General features: G+C 58.4%; 14 protein-coding genes. 6 read left to right on the top strand and 8 right to left on the bottom strand.

Annotated elements, in window-relative coordinates; all coding sequences use genetic code 11:
- Positions 1-5 precede the first annotated feature (5 nt).
- Genes ACFSE1_RS18825 through ACFSE1_RS18815 form a run of 3 tightly spaced genes read left to right on the top strand, consistent with a single transcriptional unit; the run spans position 6 to position 3,425 of the window.
- Positions 6-1,454 carry a M81 family metallopeptidase gene (locus ACFSE1_RS18825; protein WP_377404986.1) on the top strand — a complete coding sequence of 483 codons (1,449 nt, stop codon included), beginning with the start codon at positions 6-8 and terminating at the stop codon, positions 1,452-1,454.
- Positions 1,451-2,668 carry an MFS transporter gene (locus ACFSE1_RS18820; protein ID WP_377404983.1) on the top strand — a complete coding sequence of 406 codons (1,218 nt, stop codon included), beginning with the start codon at positions 1,451-1,453 and terminating at the stop codon, positions 2,666-2,668. The genes ACFSE1_RS18825 and ACFSE1_RS18820 overlap by 4 nt, the downstream gene beginning before the upstream one ends.
- On the top strand, positions 2,655-3,425 hold the full coding sequence (locus tag ACFSE1_RS18815; RefSeq protein WP_377404981.1) for a copper homeostasis protein CutC: 771 nt from the start codon (positions 2,655-2,657) through the stop codon (positions 3,423-3,425). Before ACFSE1_RS18820 ends, ACFSE1_RS18815 begins: the two co-directional genes overlap by 14 nt.
- Before the next feature lie 7 nt (positions 3,426-3,432).
- Here the strand turns inward: ACFSE1_RS18815 and ACFSE1_RS18810 are convergent, their stop codons facing one another.
- Positions 3,433-3,897 carry an Lrp/AsnC family transcriptional regulator gene (locus ACFSE1_RS18810; RefSeq protein WP_377404979.1) on the bottom strand — a complete coding sequence of 155 codons (465 nt, stop codon included), beginning with the start codon at positions 3,895-3,897 and terminating at the stop codon, positions 3,433-3,435.
- Between the two features lie 134 nt (positions 3,898-4,031).
- Between ACFSE1_RS18810 and alr the strand changes: the two genes are divergently transcribed.
- From alr to ACFSE1_RS18795, 3 genes are read left to right on the top strand one after another with little or no spacing between them, the layout of a single operon-like run.
- Complete coding sequence (gene alr / locus ACFSE1_RS18805; protein ID WP_377404976.1) at positions 4,032-5,150, top strand: alanine racemase; 1,119 nt, start codon at positions 4,032-4,034, stop codon at positions 5,148-5,150.
- A 23-nt stretch (positions 5,151-5,173) separates the two neighbouring features.
- The gene (locus tag ACFSE1_RS18800; RefSeq protein WP_377404973.1) at positions 5,174-6,427 is read left to right on the top strand and encodes a D-amino acid dehydrogenase; all 1,254 of its coding nucleotides are present in this window, start codon (positions 5,174-5,176) and stop codon (positions 6,425-6,427) included.
- A gap of 19 nt (positions 6,428-6,446) precedes the next feature.
- Positions 6,447-6,884, top strand: a complete 438-nt coding sequence (locus ACFSE1_RS18795; protein ID WP_377404970.1) for a GNAT family N-acetyltransferase — start codon at positions 6,447-6,449, stop codon at positions 6,882-6,884.
- A 25-nt stretch (positions 6,885-6,909) separates the two neighbouring features.
- Here ACFSE1_RS18795 and bglB read toward each other — a convergent pair whose 3' ends face one another.
- From bglB to ACFSE1_RS18760, 7 genes are all read right to left on the bottom strand, one after another.
- Positions 6,910-7,995: a beta-galactosidase BglB gene (gene bglB, locus ACFSE1_RS18790; RefSeq protein WP_377404967.1), complete on the bottom strand. Its 1,086-nt coding sequence runs from the start codon at positions 7,993-7,995 to the stop codon at positions 6,910-6,912.
- Between the two features lie 28 nt (positions 7,996-8,023).
- On the bottom strand, positions 8,024-10,537 hold the full coding sequence (locus ACFSE1_RS18785; RefSeq protein WP_377404964.1) for a PA14 domain-containing protein: 2,514 nt from the start codon (positions 10,535-10,537) through the stop codon (positions 8,024-8,026).
- Complete coding sequence (locus tag ACFSE1_RS18780) at positions 10,534-11,811, bottom strand: HAD family hydrolase (protein ID WP_377404960.1); 1,278 nt, start codon at positions 11,809-11,811, stop codon at positions 10,534-10,536. The genes ACFSE1_RS18785 and ACFSE1_RS18780 overlap by 4 nt, the downstream gene beginning before the upstream one ends.
- On the bottom strand, positions 11,808-12,860 hold the full coding sequence (locus ACFSE1_RS18775) for an ABC transporter ATP-binding protein (protein ID WP_377404958.1): 1,053 nt from the start codon (positions 12,858-12,860) through the stop codon (positions 11,808-11,810). The genes ACFSE1_RS18780 and ACFSE1_RS18775 overlap by 4 nt, the downstream gene beginning before the upstream one ends.
- Positions 12,857-13,891, bottom strand: coding sequence for an ABC transporter ATP-binding protein (locus tag ACFSE1_RS18770; RefSeq protein WP_377404955.1), 1,035 nt, complete (start codon positions 13,889-13,891; stop codon positions 12,857-12,859). Before ACFSE1_RS18770 ends, ACFSE1_RS18775 begins: the two co-directional genes overlap by 4 nt.
- Positions 13,892-13,909: 18 nt before the next feature.
- Positions 13,910-15,049 carry an ABC transporter permease gene (locus tag ACFSE1_RS18765; RefSeq protein WP_377405106.1) on the bottom strand — a complete coding sequence of 380 codons (1,140 nt, stop codon included), beginning with the start codon at positions 15,047-15,049 and terminating at the stop codon, positions 13,910-13,912.
- 62 nt (positions 15,050-15,111) lie between these two features.
- Positions 15,112-16,098 carry an ABC transporter permease gene (locus ACFSE1_RS18760; protein ID WP_377404952.1) on the bottom strand — a complete coding sequence of 329 codons (987 nt, stop codon included), beginning with the start codon at positions 16,096-16,098 and terminating at the stop codon, positions 15,112-15,114.
- Between the last annotated feature and the right edge of the window lie 32 nt (positions 16,099-16,130).

The raw sequence follows: 16,130 nt of genomic DNA, 5'->3' as shown, positions 1-16,130 counted from the left end.
AGACCATGACGTTTCGTATTGCCGTTGGTGGAATCCACACGGAATGCTCCACCTCCTCGCCCGCTTTGATGCAGATAGAGGATTTCCGCGTCCTGCGGGGAATGGACCTGCTGGAAGCCGAATACTTCAACTTCCTGCGGAAAGAAGGCGTCGAGCACCTGCCACTTCTGCATGCGCGTGCCGTCCCCGGCGGTCCGGTATCGCGCCATACCTATGATGCATTCAAGAGCGAGTTCCTCTCCCTCCTCAGGGCCAGCCTGCCACTCGACGGGCTCTATCTGGCCATGCATGGCGCCATGAACGTTGAGGGCATGGACGATGCAGAGGGTGACTGGATCTCCGCCGCGCGTGAGGTGGTTGGGCCGGATGTTCCCATCGCCGCCAGCTATGATCTGCATGGAAACGTGACGCAGCAGATCATCGATCAGCTGGATATTTTTGCCGCCTATCGCACAGCGCCGCACATCGATGTGCGAGAGACCATGATACGGGCCTGGTCGATGCTGGTTGAAACCCTGCGGACGGGCATCCGTCCCGGCATTGCCTGGGCACCCGTGCCGGTTCTTCTGCCGGGCGAACGCACATCGACCGAAGACGAGCCAGCAAGGAGGCTTTACGCCGCGCTTGCCGACCATGACAGCATTGACGGCATTCTGGATGCCAATCTCATGGTTGGCTATGTCTGGGCAGATGAACCACGGGGAACCGCATGTGCCGTGGTGACGGCAACCGACAGAATAGCGGCTGCAAAAGCGGTGGAAGCGATTGCGCAATCCTATTGGGACGCACGGGAGGAATTCCACTTCGGCCCCACGACCGCCTCGCTGGATGAGGTGCTCGATCTTGCCGAACAATCTCAGACGACGCCGGTTATCCTGGCGGATTCTGGCGATAATCCTACCGGAGGCGGCGTGGGCGATCGGGCAGATGTGCTGAAAGCGCTGATCGAGCGCGGTTTTGCGGGTGCGGTCGTCGGCGGGATTACAGACAAACCGGCTGTGGAAGCCTGCTTTGCTGCCGGTATTGGCGCGACGATATCGCTCAGGATCGGCGGCTCTCTTGATCCGGCGAGCCCAAGCGTGCAAACGCAGGCAACCGTCAGACGTCTGGACGATCCCGGCCCGGAGACAGAGCGGCAAGCAGTTGTAGAGATCAGCGGCATAACCGTCATTCTCGCCGCGCGTCGCAGGCCCTATCACAACCTCGTCGATTTCCAGCGCCACAGCATTGATCCGAGGAAGGTGAGGCTTCTGGTCGTCAAATCAGGATACCTTTCGCCGGAACTGGCGCCCATTGCCAAGCCAAATCTGATGGCCCTCACGGATGGCGTCATCAATCAGGACATTGAACGCTTGGTCAACAGGCGGCGTAAGCAGCCAAGCTATCCCTTCCAGAAGGATTTCGAGTTTCAGGCAAAGGCGCGCTTCTCCAGCCGGTGGACGAACAAAACGTGACGAATGCCTTGAAGGCTACGTGGTGCAACCCCACACTCAGAGCCTCGGCGCTGGCCATTTTCTTCTTTGGAACAACGGGAGCCGCCACCTCCCCCTACCAATCGATCATCGGCATCCAGGAACTGGGGCTTTCCAATTCCCATTATGCTTCCCTGATCTTTGCAGCAGCCATCATCAATGTGACGGCGGCTGTGCTTATGGGAATTCTCGCAGATCGAATGGGAGATTATCGCACCGCCATCGTTTACGTGTCCCTGTTCGGTGTCGCCGGTTATGCGGTCGTCTATTTTGCCGCGACCGCGCCCGCATTTGTTATTTCGAAACTGCTGCTGCTTCCTATTTTTGGAGCACTCAATTCCCTGATTTTCGCGAATGTGCGGGCCAGTTCCGCAAAGCTGTCTTCCGCGCAACTGACGGGGATCAACTCGACCATCAGAGCAACGATCTCGCTGTCCTGGGTGCTGATGCCCGGTGTAGTGGGGATTTTCCTCGCAGGCGCAAGCTCCATGCTTTTCGCCTACCTGATCGCCACGCTCGCCGCACTGATGTGCTTTCTGTTGGGTCTGTTCGGCATACCGAAATCGCGGCAAGTCCACCGGAGCGAAAACGATGCCCGCTATCGATTGTTCCCTTCGATCGGCGAAGTTCTCGCACCGCGGGTGGCCCTGCGCCTCTTCGCCATCGCATTGATCTGTTCCATGCTCCACATCAATGATGCCGTCCGTCCATTGATCGTGACGGGCAAGGCGGGAGGTACGGTGGCCGATCTCGGCATCATCGTGGGCATGGTCGCGGCGCTGGAAATCCTGTTCATCCTGGCATGGGGGAAAGCCGAGATCTGGCTGAAGCCCGTCGGTGCTCTGGCTCTTGGTGCCGGGCTTTACGCAGTCTATCTGGTCCTTCAAGGTCTTGCGACGGAACGCTGGCATGTATACGCACAGACAGTGATCAGCGGTCTGGCCGCCGCTGCAATCATCAGCCTGCCAATTACCTATCTGCAGGACCTGATAGCAGACAGGCCGGGTTTGGGCAGCTCCCTGATTGCAGTGAACATATTCCTGAGTGCTGCCCTGAGTGCCGGTGTATTTGCACTGGGAACATGGATCGGTGATTACTCGTTCGCCTCCATACTCGGTGCCGTCGTCGGCGGCTGCGGAATCTTGCTCCTGGTGGCACTGGAAACCGGAAGGAAAAACAAAAATGCTGAAGGCTGAGCGCAAGGTGGCTTCGCCACTTCTGGAAATCTGTGTCGATAATGTCGAAGGACTGTTCGCTGCCATCGAAGGTGGAGCAGATCGTATCGAGCTATGCTCAGCATTGTCGGTGGGTGGGCTGACACCTTCCTACGGATTTATGGAACTGGCTGGCCGCCAGGCTGTCCCTGTCATGGCTATGATTCGGCCCCGCGCAGGCGGTTTCATCTATTCCACCGAAGAGGTGGAAATAATGAAGGCGGATATCGATGCGGCACGGGCCGCAGGTCTTGCAGGTATTGTACTGGGCGCGGCGACGCTGGATAACAGACTTGATCGCAACAATCTTACCCTGCTGTGCCGCCACGCCGAGGGGATGGACCTTACCTTGCACCGTGCCTTCGACGTGGTGGAAAATCAGTCCGATGCTCTGGAGATGGCAGTGGACCTGGGTTTCTCGCGAATTTTGACATCCGGTGGCAAACCAACCGCACTGGAGGGCAAGGCGGTACTGGCGCAGCTTATTGATCAATCGGCAGGTCGTATCAGCATCATGCCAGGAGCAGGCATTCGCCCCTCCAATGCACAGGCGCTCCTCTTGGGGCTTTCAGTGTATGAGTTGCACGCGTCCTGTTCGATGCGCTTCACTGAGGAGAACAAGCAGTTGCTGGACCTCAGTTTCGCTGCCAAGGAAATGCTGAAGACAGACGCCGCAACCGTGAAAGAGCTTAAGTCGATTTTTCAGAATGCATTCCAGAGCAGCGAAGCGGTGAGCTGAGCCCGCGTCAGCGTCTGCGCGCCCGAACATTCAGCGCATTTCTGATTGAAAAGCTGGAATGGATACGGGTGACACCCGGAAGCTTCGACAGAATGTCGGTGTGGATAGTTTCAAATTCGCGAGGGCTGGCGACTTCCACACGCAGGAAATAGTCCCAGTCCCCCGTCATCAGATAGCATTCGCGAATTTCCGGGTGCTTGCGCACCGCATCCTCAAAACGGTTGAGATAATCCTCCGTCTGGCGATCCAGGGTGATGTTGATCATCACGGCGATCGTGCTGCCTTCCTCTCCTGATCCGATGAGGGCCGTGTAGCCACGGATAACACCCGTTTCTTCAAGAATCTTCATACGGCGCAGGCAGGCCGAGGGAGACAGGCCGACAGCCTCCGCCATTTTTGCGCTGCTCATGCGTGCATCCAGCCGCAAGAGACGGATAATGTTTCTGTCGATGGCGTCAAGCGTAGCAGCCATAGTCTCGTTTCCACAATCAGTCTGTCACTTTCACGCCTGAATTTTGCATAAATGCACGATTCAATCAATAAATTCGCCTTTCACGCAGGATATCTGCTGTATGCTTTTGCTATTCAACTGTTGCAGAGGCCCCCATGGACATGATCTCCTCGAAGGAATGGCAGAGAACCGGAACGTCAGGCGTTCTGACAATCGATCTCGCCGCGTTGAGGAGGAACTATCGCCGCATCTGTGACACGGTTTTTCCGGCGCGTGCCGCCGGTGTCGTCAAGGCAGACGGCTATGGCCTTGGCGCATCACGGGTTGCTCAGGCGCTTTACGAGGAAGGCTGCAGGGACTTCTTCGTCGCCCATTACGGGGAAGCGGTGCAGCTGCAACCGCGTCTGCAACGCGATGCGAATGTCTACGTGCTGAACGGTCTTCAGCCCGGCATCGAAGCAGATTGCGCCACCCGTGGCATCATACCGGTTTTGAACTCGCTGGAGCAGGTGACTCGCTGGCGGGCCGCAGCGGCGCTGCATCAGCGTCGCCTTCCGGCCATTCTGCAATTCGACACGGGAATGTCTCGCCTCGGAATGGCGCAGGTGGAAGCTGAGGCGCTCGCTTCCGACCCCACCCTCCTGAGCGGCATCGACATTCGTTACATCATGAGCCACCTTGCCTGCGCGGACGAAGGAGAAGACGAGCACAACGCGGCGCAGGCGGAGCAGATGGCCCGCTTCAGCGACATTTTTCCGGGCGTACCGGTCTCTTTCGCCAATTCCGGCGGCTCTTTCCTGGGTGAACGTTATCGCGGTGCCTTGGTGAGACCCGGCATTGCGCTCTATGGCGGCAGACCAACGGACAGCCTGGAGCGGCCGATGGAACCCGTCGTAAAGATTGAAGGGGCCATCATCCAGACAAGGCTGGTCCCCGCTGGTGCGGCTGTCGGTTATTCCGCCACCTATGTGGCGCCCGAAGAGAAGCGCATGGCTGCTGTTTCACTGGGTTACGCAGACGGCATTATCCGTTCGCTCAGCAATCGCGGCGCGTTCTTCCACAGGGGCTATCGCCTGCCGATCATCGGCCGCGTGTCCATGGATAGCACGATCATCGACATCTCCGACCTGCCAGAGGGAGACATCGAACTTGGCACCCTGGTGGAATTCGTTGGACCGAGCCAGCCGCTTGAGCAGGTCGCAGAAGAAGCTGGGACGATTTCCTATGAAATCCTCACCAGCATCGGTCAGCGCTATCACCGCCAATACATCTGATTGATAAGAATACGGGGAATACCATGAAAATCACCATTCTCGGCGCGGGCGTCATTGGCGTTACTTCGGCCTATTATCTCGCCAAGGCTGGCCATGAAGTCACCGTTCTGGATCGACAACCCGGCCCGGCCCTCGAGACAAGCTTTGCCAATGCGGGTGAAGTCTCCTTCGGCTATTGCTCGCCCTGGGCCGCACCCGGCATTCCGCAAAAGGCCCTGAAGTGGATTTTCATGGAGCATGCACCTCTCATCCTGCGCCCGAAGCTCGATGTGCCGATGCTCTCCTGGATGTTGCAAATGCTGCGCAATTGCACCTCCGAGCGCTACGCGCTGAACAAGAGCAGAATGCTGCGCCTGGCGGATTACAGCCGACTGGCACTGGCGGAAGTGCGTGCTGAAACCAATGTCGATTACGATCAGCGCATGCAGGGCACGTTGCAGCTTTTCCGCACGCAGGCACAGTTGGACGCATCCGCAAAAGATGTGAAGGCGCTGGCTGCAGACGGCATTCCGTTTGAAGTGCTGGATCCGGCAGGCTGCATCCGCGTTGAGCCGGCGCTGGCGCATGTGCGTGAAAAGATCGTTGGTGGCCTGCTGACCCCCAAGGATGAAACTGGCGACTGCTTCAAATTCACCAACCTGCTGGCAGAGAAAGCCGTTTCGCTTGGCGTGCGCTTCGTCTGGGGCGTCAACATCAAGGCACTCGATGTGGAAGGGGGCGAAGTCCGCGGCGTCTTTACCGATAGCGGCCTCATCTCCTCGGATGCCGTGGTGGTTGCCATGGGCAGCTACTCGCCTTTGCTGGTCAAACCGCACGGCATTCGGTTGCCGGTTTATCCGGTCAAGGGCTACTCGCTGACAATCCCGATTGTCGATGAAAGCCGCGCGCCGGAATCAACGGTAATGGATGAGACCTACAAGATTGCCATCACCCGGTTGGGCGACCGTATTCGTGTGGGCGGCATGGCCGAAATCTCAGGCTACACCAATGATTTGGGACAAGCGCGCCGCCGCACGCTGGAACATTCGGTGACTGACCTCTTCCCAGGCGGCGCTGTTTCCAAAGCCACCTTCTGGTCCGGCCTTCGCCCGATGACGCCGGATGGCACGCCGGTGATTGGCGCCACGAAGGTGCGTAACCTCTTCCTCAACACCGGCCACGGCACGCTCGGCTGGACCATGAGCTGTGGCTCAGCCAAAGTGCTGGCCGACATTGTGAGTGGCAAGCCGGCAGATATCGAAACCAGAGATCTTGCCGCTGCGCGCTACCATTCATAGTCCGTAGTTCAGTTGGACGATGGCGACGGAAACCGCCTTGCACCCGAACGTGACGATCCGTGAAATAGCTGCTCAAGACACGCTGGATATTCGGCAGGCGGTACTGTGGCCCGATCGTCAGCGTGCCGATCTCATCCTGGCGGAAGATGCCGAAGGCACCTATTTCGGTGCCTTTATGGGGGATGACTTGATTGGTGTTATATCGCTGTTTCGCACGCCCGACGGCGTGCGATTCCGCAAGTTCGCAACCTTGGCATCATGGCAGGGCAAGGGCATCGGCAGCGCGCTTCTTCTTCACAGCCTGGCATGGGCGCGGAGCATAGGCGCAACCCGCATATGGTGCGACGCTCGCGTGAGCGCCGCCCCCTTCTATGCGCGCCTTGGCTTCACGGCCAAAGGGGATGCGTTCGAAAAGATCGGCTTGCTCTATACCGTCATGGACCGCGCTTGCGAGTGACGCGGGCTGAAATTGAAGGTGTTGCCTAAAGTAACGCGTCGTTTTCGGCCATCACGCGCACCAGAAGCAGCATCACGAGCGCCTGACCATAGGGTGCTGGAACATTCGGAATCTTTCGGTAGAAATCGAGTGTGTGACCCATGGGCGTCCCATCAGACACCTCGAGGACGATCCCCGTCTCGTCGATCCTCTCCAGCACTGCCTTCAATGCCTTTCTGGCGACCGGCTTGAGCGATGCATCGAGCAGCCCAAGGTCTATGCCGCGCAGAATTCCGTAGGCAATTCCAGCAGTTGCGCTGGTCTCCTCCGGTGAATTCGGATCGCATATCAGCGTGCAGAACATGCCGTTGTCCCGTTGGTGCGCGGCAAGGCTGCGCACTTGCGCCTGAAGCACATAGGTGAGGTGCCGCTTGAGATGGTCAGGCACATGCTTCACGAGACTGAACAGTTCAGGAATAGCAACGGTGATCCAGGAATTTCCGCGCGCCCAGAAAGCATTTGCGAAATTATGACGCCCGTTGAAGGTCCAGCCGTGATACCACAACCCCGTAACAGGATCGGCCAGGAAGCGTTCATGTACCAGAAATTGGTAGAAGGCCTCCTCAATCCAGTCCTGCCGCCCAAAACGCTGGCCCGCGCGCGCCAGAAACAGGCAGGTCATGAAGAGCGTATCGTCCCACAACTCTCCATCGTTCATGCGTTCTTTTACCACATGCTGGAAACCGGCGTCTTCTGTTCTGGCAAGCTCGGTCATCAGCCATTCGGCCCAATCCTTCACCAGTTCTTCAAGATCCGGCCTGTCCACATGGTCGATCAACACGGCAAGCGGCAGCATGGGCGAGGAGGAATTCACCTGCCGGGGCGGCAATCCTCTCCCGATCTGCCAGTCATACCAACGGGCAATCGCATCCATGAGCGATTTGTCGCCGACGGCCTCTGCGTGTCGAATAAGCCCATAGATGCCGACGCCGACTTCCCAGTCCCATTCATCGAATTGAAGTTCATAGCCATTTTCCGGCACTGAGGCGGTGTCGTTCATACCCTTGAGGCGGGCAAGACCAACGGCGACACGAGAAAGCGTTTCGGAGAGAAGCTGGGGCTGCATCAGCATGTTCGGAATTCCTGCGAGCAAAAAAGGTTCAAAACGAGATCGCGGACCGTGTCCGCACCAGAGGATCGATTGAGCGATTGGGGAAACTGTAGGGAGCACCCTCAATGCCAAGGCCTGACTCCCAGGACAGCGAAAGAGGCGGAGCATCCGGCTGAGACAGATGAAGCGTCGATTGCCCCTCATCGAGGGTGAGGACTATGGACGCCAGGTGCTGCTTGAACCGCACGCGCGCGGAAGCATCTTGCGCATCGGCCACCAGCAGGAACCATCCACAGCGATTGCCATGCACACGATACTCGATCCCCTCGCCCGGCCCGCTCTCAACCGGCTGCAGCGAACCCGTCGCGGTCATGGCCGCAATGCCGTTACCGCTTGTCAGGATCAGCCAGTTGTCGACCAGCTCAACGGTATCGAAGGCGCTCGCTTCCACATAGGCATGCGTGAACCCGATGCGGGGATCCTCGCCCAGATCGTAAAGCATCAAGGCGCCGTTTTCATAATGCGCAGCCCTTGGCATGGAGCCATTGCCCGCCCAATAGGATGGCCGTTGGCTTCCCCATGGGTCATCTTCGCCCGGATGATTAACCCAGGCGCGCGCGAAAGGGTTTCCGGCAAAACGCAAATCGACCACATGCTGTTGGTGTCCGCGTCCACCCGGTTTTCCATCCACCATCACTGAGAGCTGGACATTGGCTGTCTTGTAGAGAGCAAGCCGGGCCGCCTCATCATGGCCCTGCACATAATGCGCGGTCAGGGCCTGCCCCGGTTCAGGCTGCACATAGGCCGCAAGGTGCGGTGGTGGCTCGTAGTGTCCGGCGGCAAACATGGTCAGCGCGGCAACACCATCGTTGAACCAGCCCTGACCAAAAGCAACCGTTGCGAAGGGCGCCAGTTCAGTCAACGGCCCGGCGCGCAGCTCCTTATCATAGGCGCGCCCCATGCTGCCGGCAGGCACACCGCCAAGCGTGTGAAGGCTGATCATGGCAAACAGGCGATCCAGCAGCAATCGCGCACGTTGTCTGATCTGTCCCTCACCGAAATGCTCGAGCGCCAGAAGGCCGATGAAATCGATCGGGTAATAGGCTGCGGAGTTCCATTCTGCGAGACCATGGGTCTCGACGGAATCAAACCATTTCAGCAGGCGCCCCTCCGCCAATCTTGCTTGTTCCTGGCCGGAACGCCCAGAGCATTCAAAGTGCTTCTCGGCAAACAGCCTGCCCGCCAGATATTGCGAAACGTGGAAGCAGAGCACATGATTTTCGCTCCAGAACCACATGACATCATTGCCCGGCTCATCGACCCAATATCGGTAATTGAGAATGGAGGTCTCGATCTCCTGCCACGTGTCCGGCGGAAGCTGTTGACGATAACTGGCAGCCATCCAGAGCAACGGAACGAGCACAAAATCAGAGCAATCGCGGCGTTCATCGACAGCAGCGAGGGTGTTGTCGATGATTTCCCGGAAGCCGTCATCGATAGTGCGCCCCAGAGCGAGATGCGCTATCGCCTTTCCGGCACGCTGTTCCCCATGATCTGCAGCAAAAACCAACGCTTGCAGCTTGCGCTCCGCAAGAGAAGCCCCGGATAGGTCCTGCCTGTTCTGCCGCATGGTTGCAAAGGCGATATGGCGTGACACCGACACTGCGCCAACGCTGAACGTAAGGTCCAGAGGATGATAGCCGTCGGGCAGCAGTTCTACACCCGGCAGCGAAACTTGCGTTTCTCCTGCCTTCAGCCTCACATCAACATCCAGCAATGGCGGCTTGTCACGCATATGCACGCTTGGCAGGATTTTCGCCTTCACATCCACATCAACCGATGCGGCCTGCGAGAAGATCAGCAAGACTTGGCCGACCTTTGAATGGAAAGGTGTGGGGCGAACATCTGTCGCCAACGCCTTGAGCAAGTTGATGACTTGGCCGGATGCCTCCACCGGCAGTTCCACATGCAGCGGCGTTTGCGCGAGCGATGTCAGCTCGAAGTACCAAAGCGCATCGCGCTCCGCCAGTTCTTCGGTCAACACCACAATTTCACTGCCCGCTGAACGCAGGGGCAGGCTGATCTGCACCTGGCTTTCCTTGTTCCGGCGGAAAGGTTCAAAGACGGCTGCCTCGACACCATCCACCCATAGGCGAACGCCGCCGCAGGTTGCCAGACGAAACGGATAAACACCGTCTTCCGGCACGGAAATGCGGGTCTTGAGCCACCTTGTGAGCCGGGTCGGACGATGCCAGAAACTGGAAAACTCCACCCTTCGATTAAACCCAGGCAGGTAGAGGTCATCCATCGTCATTGCACGGGGAAGCGTTACGCTGCGCGTTGCGACCTCCCTCCAGAGAGCGCGGCGACAGGGAAGATCACCGACATCCACAAATCCGTTGATGAAGCGGTAGTTGACCCGATCTTCAGCCAGGGCGGCTTCACCCGGATAGAGCCTCGCCTCAACAGGCGACATCGCCCAGGCTGTCACCGTCTCACCCGGCATCACGGTGAAACCGTTCGCAACGGGCTGACTTTGGGTCGTACTGATGGTTGTACTCATACTTGCGTCCGTCCCGCCTGCATGGGCAGGCTGAGTTCGATCTGCTCCAGCAATGCTGGCAGCATCCAGATATTGCTGATCGTCAGGAGAGGCTTCTCACGACGAAGCCGTGCCTTGTGTGTGCGCCGCTTCGACCAGGACAGAAAAATGCTGATCAACCCGAAGCGGTTGGCGCCAAGAATGTCCCTCTCCAGATTGTTGCCAACCATGGCGATGCTGGAAACAGCCTCCTGTGAAAGCCCCAATGCAGCACAGGCGGCCTGGAACATTTTGGCAGAGGGTTTCAGTTCTCCAACATCACCGGAAATGACGTGCGCATCGAATGCGGTCCACAAACCATGCTGGCCAAGAATATTCTCGAAAGTCTGACGCGGGCCGTCCGCCACCAGAGCCAATCGATAGCCAGCCTGTTTCAGCGCCAGCACCGTCTCTGCCGCGCCAGGAATGAGGTCGGCCTGCGTGACGACCTCGCTGTCCGGCAGCTTGATCTCGGTTGCCTCGTCGGCAAGCGTATCTCCACAATCCAGAAAAACCGCCTTCAGATGCGGAACGGTTTCCGGCAGGGTGGCCACAAGGCCCTGCACACGAGCCGGAATCCATGCTTCCAGAAGCGCCCATGGCACCAGAGCGTACCCACCCGCGGCATCGCTGTTGCGGGTAACGTCCCAGCACGGCGAGAAACTCCAGCGCTTCAATTGCAAACGCGCCAGCCGGTTTTCGAGAGCGGTGACCGATATCAAGCCAGCATCGGAGAAGCGGTTTGACTGGTGAATTCCCTGATCACCTGCAAAGGCGCCACACATGGCATCAATAAGCGCCCCAGCCTTGGCTCGCATCTCCTCGCCATCTGCCCAGTGGGCATGCTTGCCGGGTTCCACATAGAGCACGGGCCTGCCCTGCTCTACCGGCAGGCTCCCATCCGGGCGGCGCATGAGCCGCCGCGAGCCATGCCGGGATGCCTCCACTTTCACAACCTGACCGCCGCCATCCAGATGCACCCATACATGTTCCAGATCATAGAGGTGCTGAATATCCCAGTCATACCAGATGGCATATTCAATCACGCAGCCTGCCATGGGGCGGATCATGAACTTGGAGGACAGCGATGGCGCCTCTTCCCGGTAGATTGTATAGCCGGCTGCAAGCGGCAGGAACGGTTCTGCGCTATCGAGCATCAGGAGCGGGCGATGACGCTCTGCCAATGCGGCAGCTTCATCCTGCGGTGCATTGCCCAGGGAGGCCAATTCACCGGGCGGGGCGATATGACCGTTCATTGCCCGGATACCCCCGTCAGCTCGAGGCTTTCGGCATAATGACAGCGCACCTGCCGTCCGCCCTCGAGCGCGCGCAGCATTGGCACTTCGGCCCGGCATTTCGCGTCGGCATAGGGGCAGCGGGGATGGAAGGGGCAGCCTGTCGGTATGTTCATGGCATCGGCGATCTCTCCCTTCAGCGCCACACGCTTACGCTCCCGATTGCCGCGAGGATCCGGCTGCGGAACAGCGGCCAGCAGTGCTTCGGTGTAAGGATGTTTCGGCTGCCAGAATATTGCATCGGTCGGCCCCACCTCCATCAGGCGACCGAGATACATGACGCCAATCCGGTCGGAGATATGCTCCACCATTCCAAGATCGTGGGTGATGAAAAGATAGGTGAGGCCCAATTGCTCCTGCAGGTCTTGCAGAAGGTTGATGTTTTGCGCAGCCACCGACACATCCAGCGCTGAAACTGCCTCATCTGCCGCTATGAAGCTTGGATTGAGCGCCAGCGCACGCGCAATGCCAACGCGCTGTCTCTGCCCACCGGAGAATGCGTGCGGGTAACGATTCACATATTCCGGCCGCAAACCGACGAGGCGCAGAAGTTCAGCCACGCGATCTTCAATTTCCGACGCATTGCCCAAGCCATGAATGGCCAGAGGTTCACCCACCAGATCCAGCAGTGTCATGCGCGGATTCAGCGACGAATACGGATCTTGGAAGATCATCTGCATTTCGCGGCGGATCTCGCGCATGTCCCGGTCGCTTAGCCGGGTGATATCCACAACAGCGCCATCGGAGCGGCGAAACAGAATTTCGCCGTCTGTCAGTTCGTAGGCACGCAGGATCAATCGCGCTATCGACGATTTGCCGGAGCCGCTTTCCCCAACGAGGCCAAAGGTCTCACCCTTTTTGATATCAAAGGTGATGTCATCGACGGCTTTGACTTCGCCCACCTTGCGTCGCAACCAACCACCATGAACGGGAAAGTATTTTTTCGCCCCGCGGATCGAGATAAGCGTGTCGTCCTGCATCGCATCTGCCTTTTGCGCGGTCACGGTCATTCTGCGGCCTCCACGCGGATGTCTCTCGGGAAATGACAGCGCGCCATCTGCCCCGTCTCAAAGATTACTTCAGGCGGTTCCTCTCCATTACAAATGCCAGCCACGGCGCGCATACAGCGCGGGTGGAAGGAACAGCCCTGCGGAACATTGAAGGGGTCCGGCACGGAACCGGAAATGGTTTTCAACCGTCGGGCCTTTTGCCCGCCTAGCCTCGGTATGGAGCGCAGCAGTGCCTGGGTGTAGGCGTGCTTTGGCGCATAGAAAATCTCATCCACCGTGCCGGTTTCCACCACGCGGCCCAGATACATGACGGCCACGCGGTCTGCGATATCCGCCACAACGCCGAAATTATGCGTGATGAAGATGATCGCCATACCCAGTTCCTGCTGCAGCGATTTCAACAGGTGGAGGATTTGTGCTTCCGTCGTCACATCCAGCGCTGTCGTCGGCTCGTCTGCGATGAGAAGTGTGGGGTCACAGGCAAGTGCCAGCGCAATCATGGCACGCTGGCGCATGCCACCGGAGAGATGATGAGGATAGCGATCGACAATGTCATGCGGGCGCGGCATCTGCACCCTGGTCAATAGCTCGATGGCCCGGGCCCGCGCATCCTGCTTAGACACCTTTCGATGCAGCATGACGGTGCGCATGATCTGCGTGCCGATGGTGTGGACCGGCGAAAGCGCCGTCATCGGTTCCTGAAAGATCATCCCGATCTCATTGCCACGCAGATCGCGCATCGTGCGGCTCTGACGATCCTCGGCGGAGATCAGCACTTCCTCTCCACTCCTGCGGCGAAAACGGATGGTGCCACCTGCATTCAGCGCCTGTTTCGGCTGGAGCCGCATGATGGAACGGGCCGTGACCGATTTGCCCGAACCGCTTTCCCCAACGATGCCAAGCACCTCGCCGGGTTTAACATGGTAGGAGACGCCGTTGACGGCCTTGACCACACCCTCCCGCAGGGGAAAGTGGACGTTAACATTGTCAAGCTCAAGCAAATGATCCGGCGCCAGCTTGTTATTGGTCATGATGCACCTCCCACGCCGTCAGCGGCCATAGGGATCGGCCGCGTCGCGCAGACCGTCACCAAGGAAATTGAAGGCAAGCACGACCAGGATGATCGCAATGCCGGGCGAGAGCAGCCATGGCGCGAGACTGATGGAACGCAGGTTCTGCGCATCCTGCAACAGCACGCCCCAGCTGACGACGGGAGGGCGAAGGCCCAGCCCCAGAAAGCTGAGCGCCGTTTCGCCGAGGATCATTTCCGGGATGGCAAGTGTCACGGCGGCGATGATGTAGCTCGTCATGGCTGGCAGCATGTGCCGCGTGATGATCCGGTATTCGGATGCACCCGCCAGGCGTGCGGCAAGAATGTAATCCTCGTTTCTGAGGGCAAAGAAGCGCCCGCGCACAACGCGCGCCAGATGTGTCCAGCCGATGAGAGCCAGAATGAGGGTAATCAGCACATAGACGAATAGCGGATCCCAGGCGATGGGAAGGGCGGCTGCCAGACCCATCCAGAGTGGGATCGTGGGTACCGAGCGGATGAACTCCATCAGACGCTGGATCAAACTATCCACCACGCCGCCGTAATAACCGGCCATGGAACCAATTGCGAGGCCAATGACGAAGGAAAAGGCGACGCCGATCAGGCCAGCAGAAAGGGTTACGCGCGCGCCATAGAGGAGGCGCGTGAAGAGATCGCGTCCCAGTGAATCGGTCCCCAGAATATTGATCTTGTTGCGCTTGTCGGCTGTGCCGAACAAATGCCGATTTGTGGGAAACAGACCCAGCAGCTCGTATTCCGGGCCTTCCACAAAGAAGTTAACCGGCACGATCTTGGACGTATCCCGCTCGTAGATGACCCTCGCCGTCTCGGGATCGCGCGAGCGCTTCAGGCCGTAGATAAACGGGCCCTGGTACTGTCCTTCATGAAAGAAGTGAATGCTGGCGGGTGGTACGAAGGTATTGAGCTTTTCAATGTCGCCCGGCCGATAGGGTGAAATGAAATCGGCGAACAGGGCAGAGATGAAACAGAGAATGAGGAAGACAAGCGAGCCCATTGCGAGCTTATGCTTGCGAAAGCGCCACCAGATGAGTGTCCAGGGCTTGGCAGTGTAGCTGCGCCCTTCACGGCTCGTCTGCTGGTCCGCAAGCGGAGGTGTCTCGTTCTCCTCGTTCGCCATCACGGCATCGTAGAGCGGATCGGACATTGTGGAGGTAATCTGGTTCATGATCGCTCCTTGCCTCAAGCCATTCTGATACGCGGATCGGAAACCGCGAGCAGAATGTCGGACAAAACAGTGCCGACAACGGTGAAGACACTGAGAATGAGAATGAAACTGCCCGCGAGATACATGTCCTGCATCTGAAGCGCCTTCAAAAGCAGGGGGCCGGTGGTCGGCAGGTTCAGCACCACGGCTGCAATGATATCGCCGGAGAAGAGCGCTGGCAGTGCCCAACCAACCGTGGAGATGAAGGGATTGAGCGCAATACGCACAGGGTAGCGCCACACCACGGTGCGCTCGGTAAAGCCTTGCGCATAGGCAGTTTCCACATAGGGCTTGCCCAGTTCATCGAGCATGTTCGCGCGCATCACGCGGATCAGGCCGGCCGTGCTGCCGAAGGCCAGCACCACGATCGGCACCCAAAGATGCTCCAGAAGATCGATGAACTTGCCCCAGGACCACTCTGCCGTTGCATATTCGCGTGAGAACAGGCCACCGACATCCATATTGAAATAGACATAGCCCAGCCACATCAGAATGAGGGCGAGCATAAATTCCGGCACGCCTTTGCCGATGAAGCCGAAAAGGGTGAAGACGTAATCGAAGAAGGAATACTGGCGCGTGGCGGAATAGACCCCAATCGGTATGGCAATCATCCAGGTGAAGATCATCGACAGGGTGGAAATGGCCAGTGTCAGGCCCAGCCGGTCCCAGATCATATCCTTCACGTCCATGTTCCATTCCAGCGAGCGACCGAAATCGCCATGCAGGATGATGGCACTGATCCAACGCCAATACTGCACCAGCAACGGATCGTTCAGCCCGAATTGCTCGCGCATAACGGCTTCCTGCGTGGCCGTGATGTATTCGCCGGAATGACGCAGCTGCGCCACATAGGCTGTCACGTAATCACCGGGCGGCAGCTGGATGATGACGAAGGAAATGAAGGAGACGAAGATCAACGTGGGAATGGCCCACAGGATCCGGTTGACGATAAGGCTGAGCATGACATTCCTTTCACGGCTGAGGCGGCAACAAG

The sequence above is a fragment of the Affinirhizobium helianthi genome, from assembly GCF_042680945.1.
Taxonomy (GTDB): Bacteria; Pseudomonadota; Alphaproteobacteria; order Rhizobiales; family Rhizobiaceae; genus Neorhizobium; species Neorhizobium helianthi.
This window is presented reverse-complemented; position numbering and strand designations above follow the sequence as displayed.

What these genes read in the sequence shown, in the direction of transcription:
- ACFSE1_RS18825 (WP_377404986.1), top strand. Translation starts at nt 6, where the DNA reads ATGACGTTTCGTATTGCCGTTGGTGGAATCCACACGGAATGCTCCACC.
- ACFSE1_RS18815 (WP_377404981.1), top strand. Translation starts at nt 2,655, where the DNA reads ATGCTGAAGGCTGAGCGCAAGGTGGCTTCGCCACTTCTGGAAATCTGT.
- ACFSE1_RS18810 (WP_377404979.1), bottom strand. Translation starts at nt 3,897, where the DNA reads ATGGCTGCTACGCTTGACGCCATCGACAGAAACATTATCCGTCTCTTG.
- alr (WP_377404976.1), top strand. Translation starts at nt 4,032, where the DNA reads ATGGACATGATCTCCTCGAAGGAATGGCAGAGAACCGGAACGTCAGGC.
- ACFSE1_RS18800 (WP_377404973.1), top strand. Translation starts at nt 5,174, where the DNA reads ATGAAAATCACCATTCTCGGCGCGGGCGTCATTGGCGTTACTTCGGCC.
- ACFSE1_RS18795 (WP_377404970.1), top strand. Translation starts at nt 6,447, where the DNA reads ATGGCGACGGAAACCGCCTTGCACCCGAACGTGACGATCCGTGAAATA.
- bglB (WP_377404967.1), bottom strand. Translation starts at nt 7,995, where the DNA reads ATGCTGATGCAGCCCCAGCTTCTCTCCGAAACGCTTTCTCGTGTCGCC.
- ACFSE1_RS18785 (WP_377404964.1), bottom strand. Translation starts at nt 10,537, where the DNA reads ATGAGTACAACCATCAGTACGACCCAAAGTCAGCCCGTTGCGAACGGT.
- ACFSE1_RS18780 (WP_377404960.1), bottom strand. Translation starts at nt 11,811, where the DNA reads ATGAACGGTCATATCGCCCCGCCCGGTGAATTGGCCTCCCTGGGCAAT.
- ACFSE1_RS18775 (WP_377404958.1), bottom strand. Translation starts at nt 12,860, where the DNA reads ATGACCGTGACCGCGCAAAAGGCAGATGCGATGCAGGACGACACGCTT.
- ACFSE1_RS18770 (WP_377404955.1), bottom strand. Translation starts at nt 13,891, where the DNA reads ATGACCAATAACAAGCTGGCGCCGGATCATTTGCTTGAGCTTGACAAT.
- ACFSE1_RS18765 (WP_377405106.1), bottom strand. Translation starts at nt 15,049, where the DNA reads ATGGCGAACGAGGAGAACGAGACACCTCCGCTTGCGGACCAGCAGACG.
- ACFSE1_RS18760 (WP_377404952.1), bottom strand. Translation starts at nt 16,098, where the DNA reads ATGCTCAGCCTTATCGTCAACCGGATCCTGTGGGCCATTCCCACGTTG.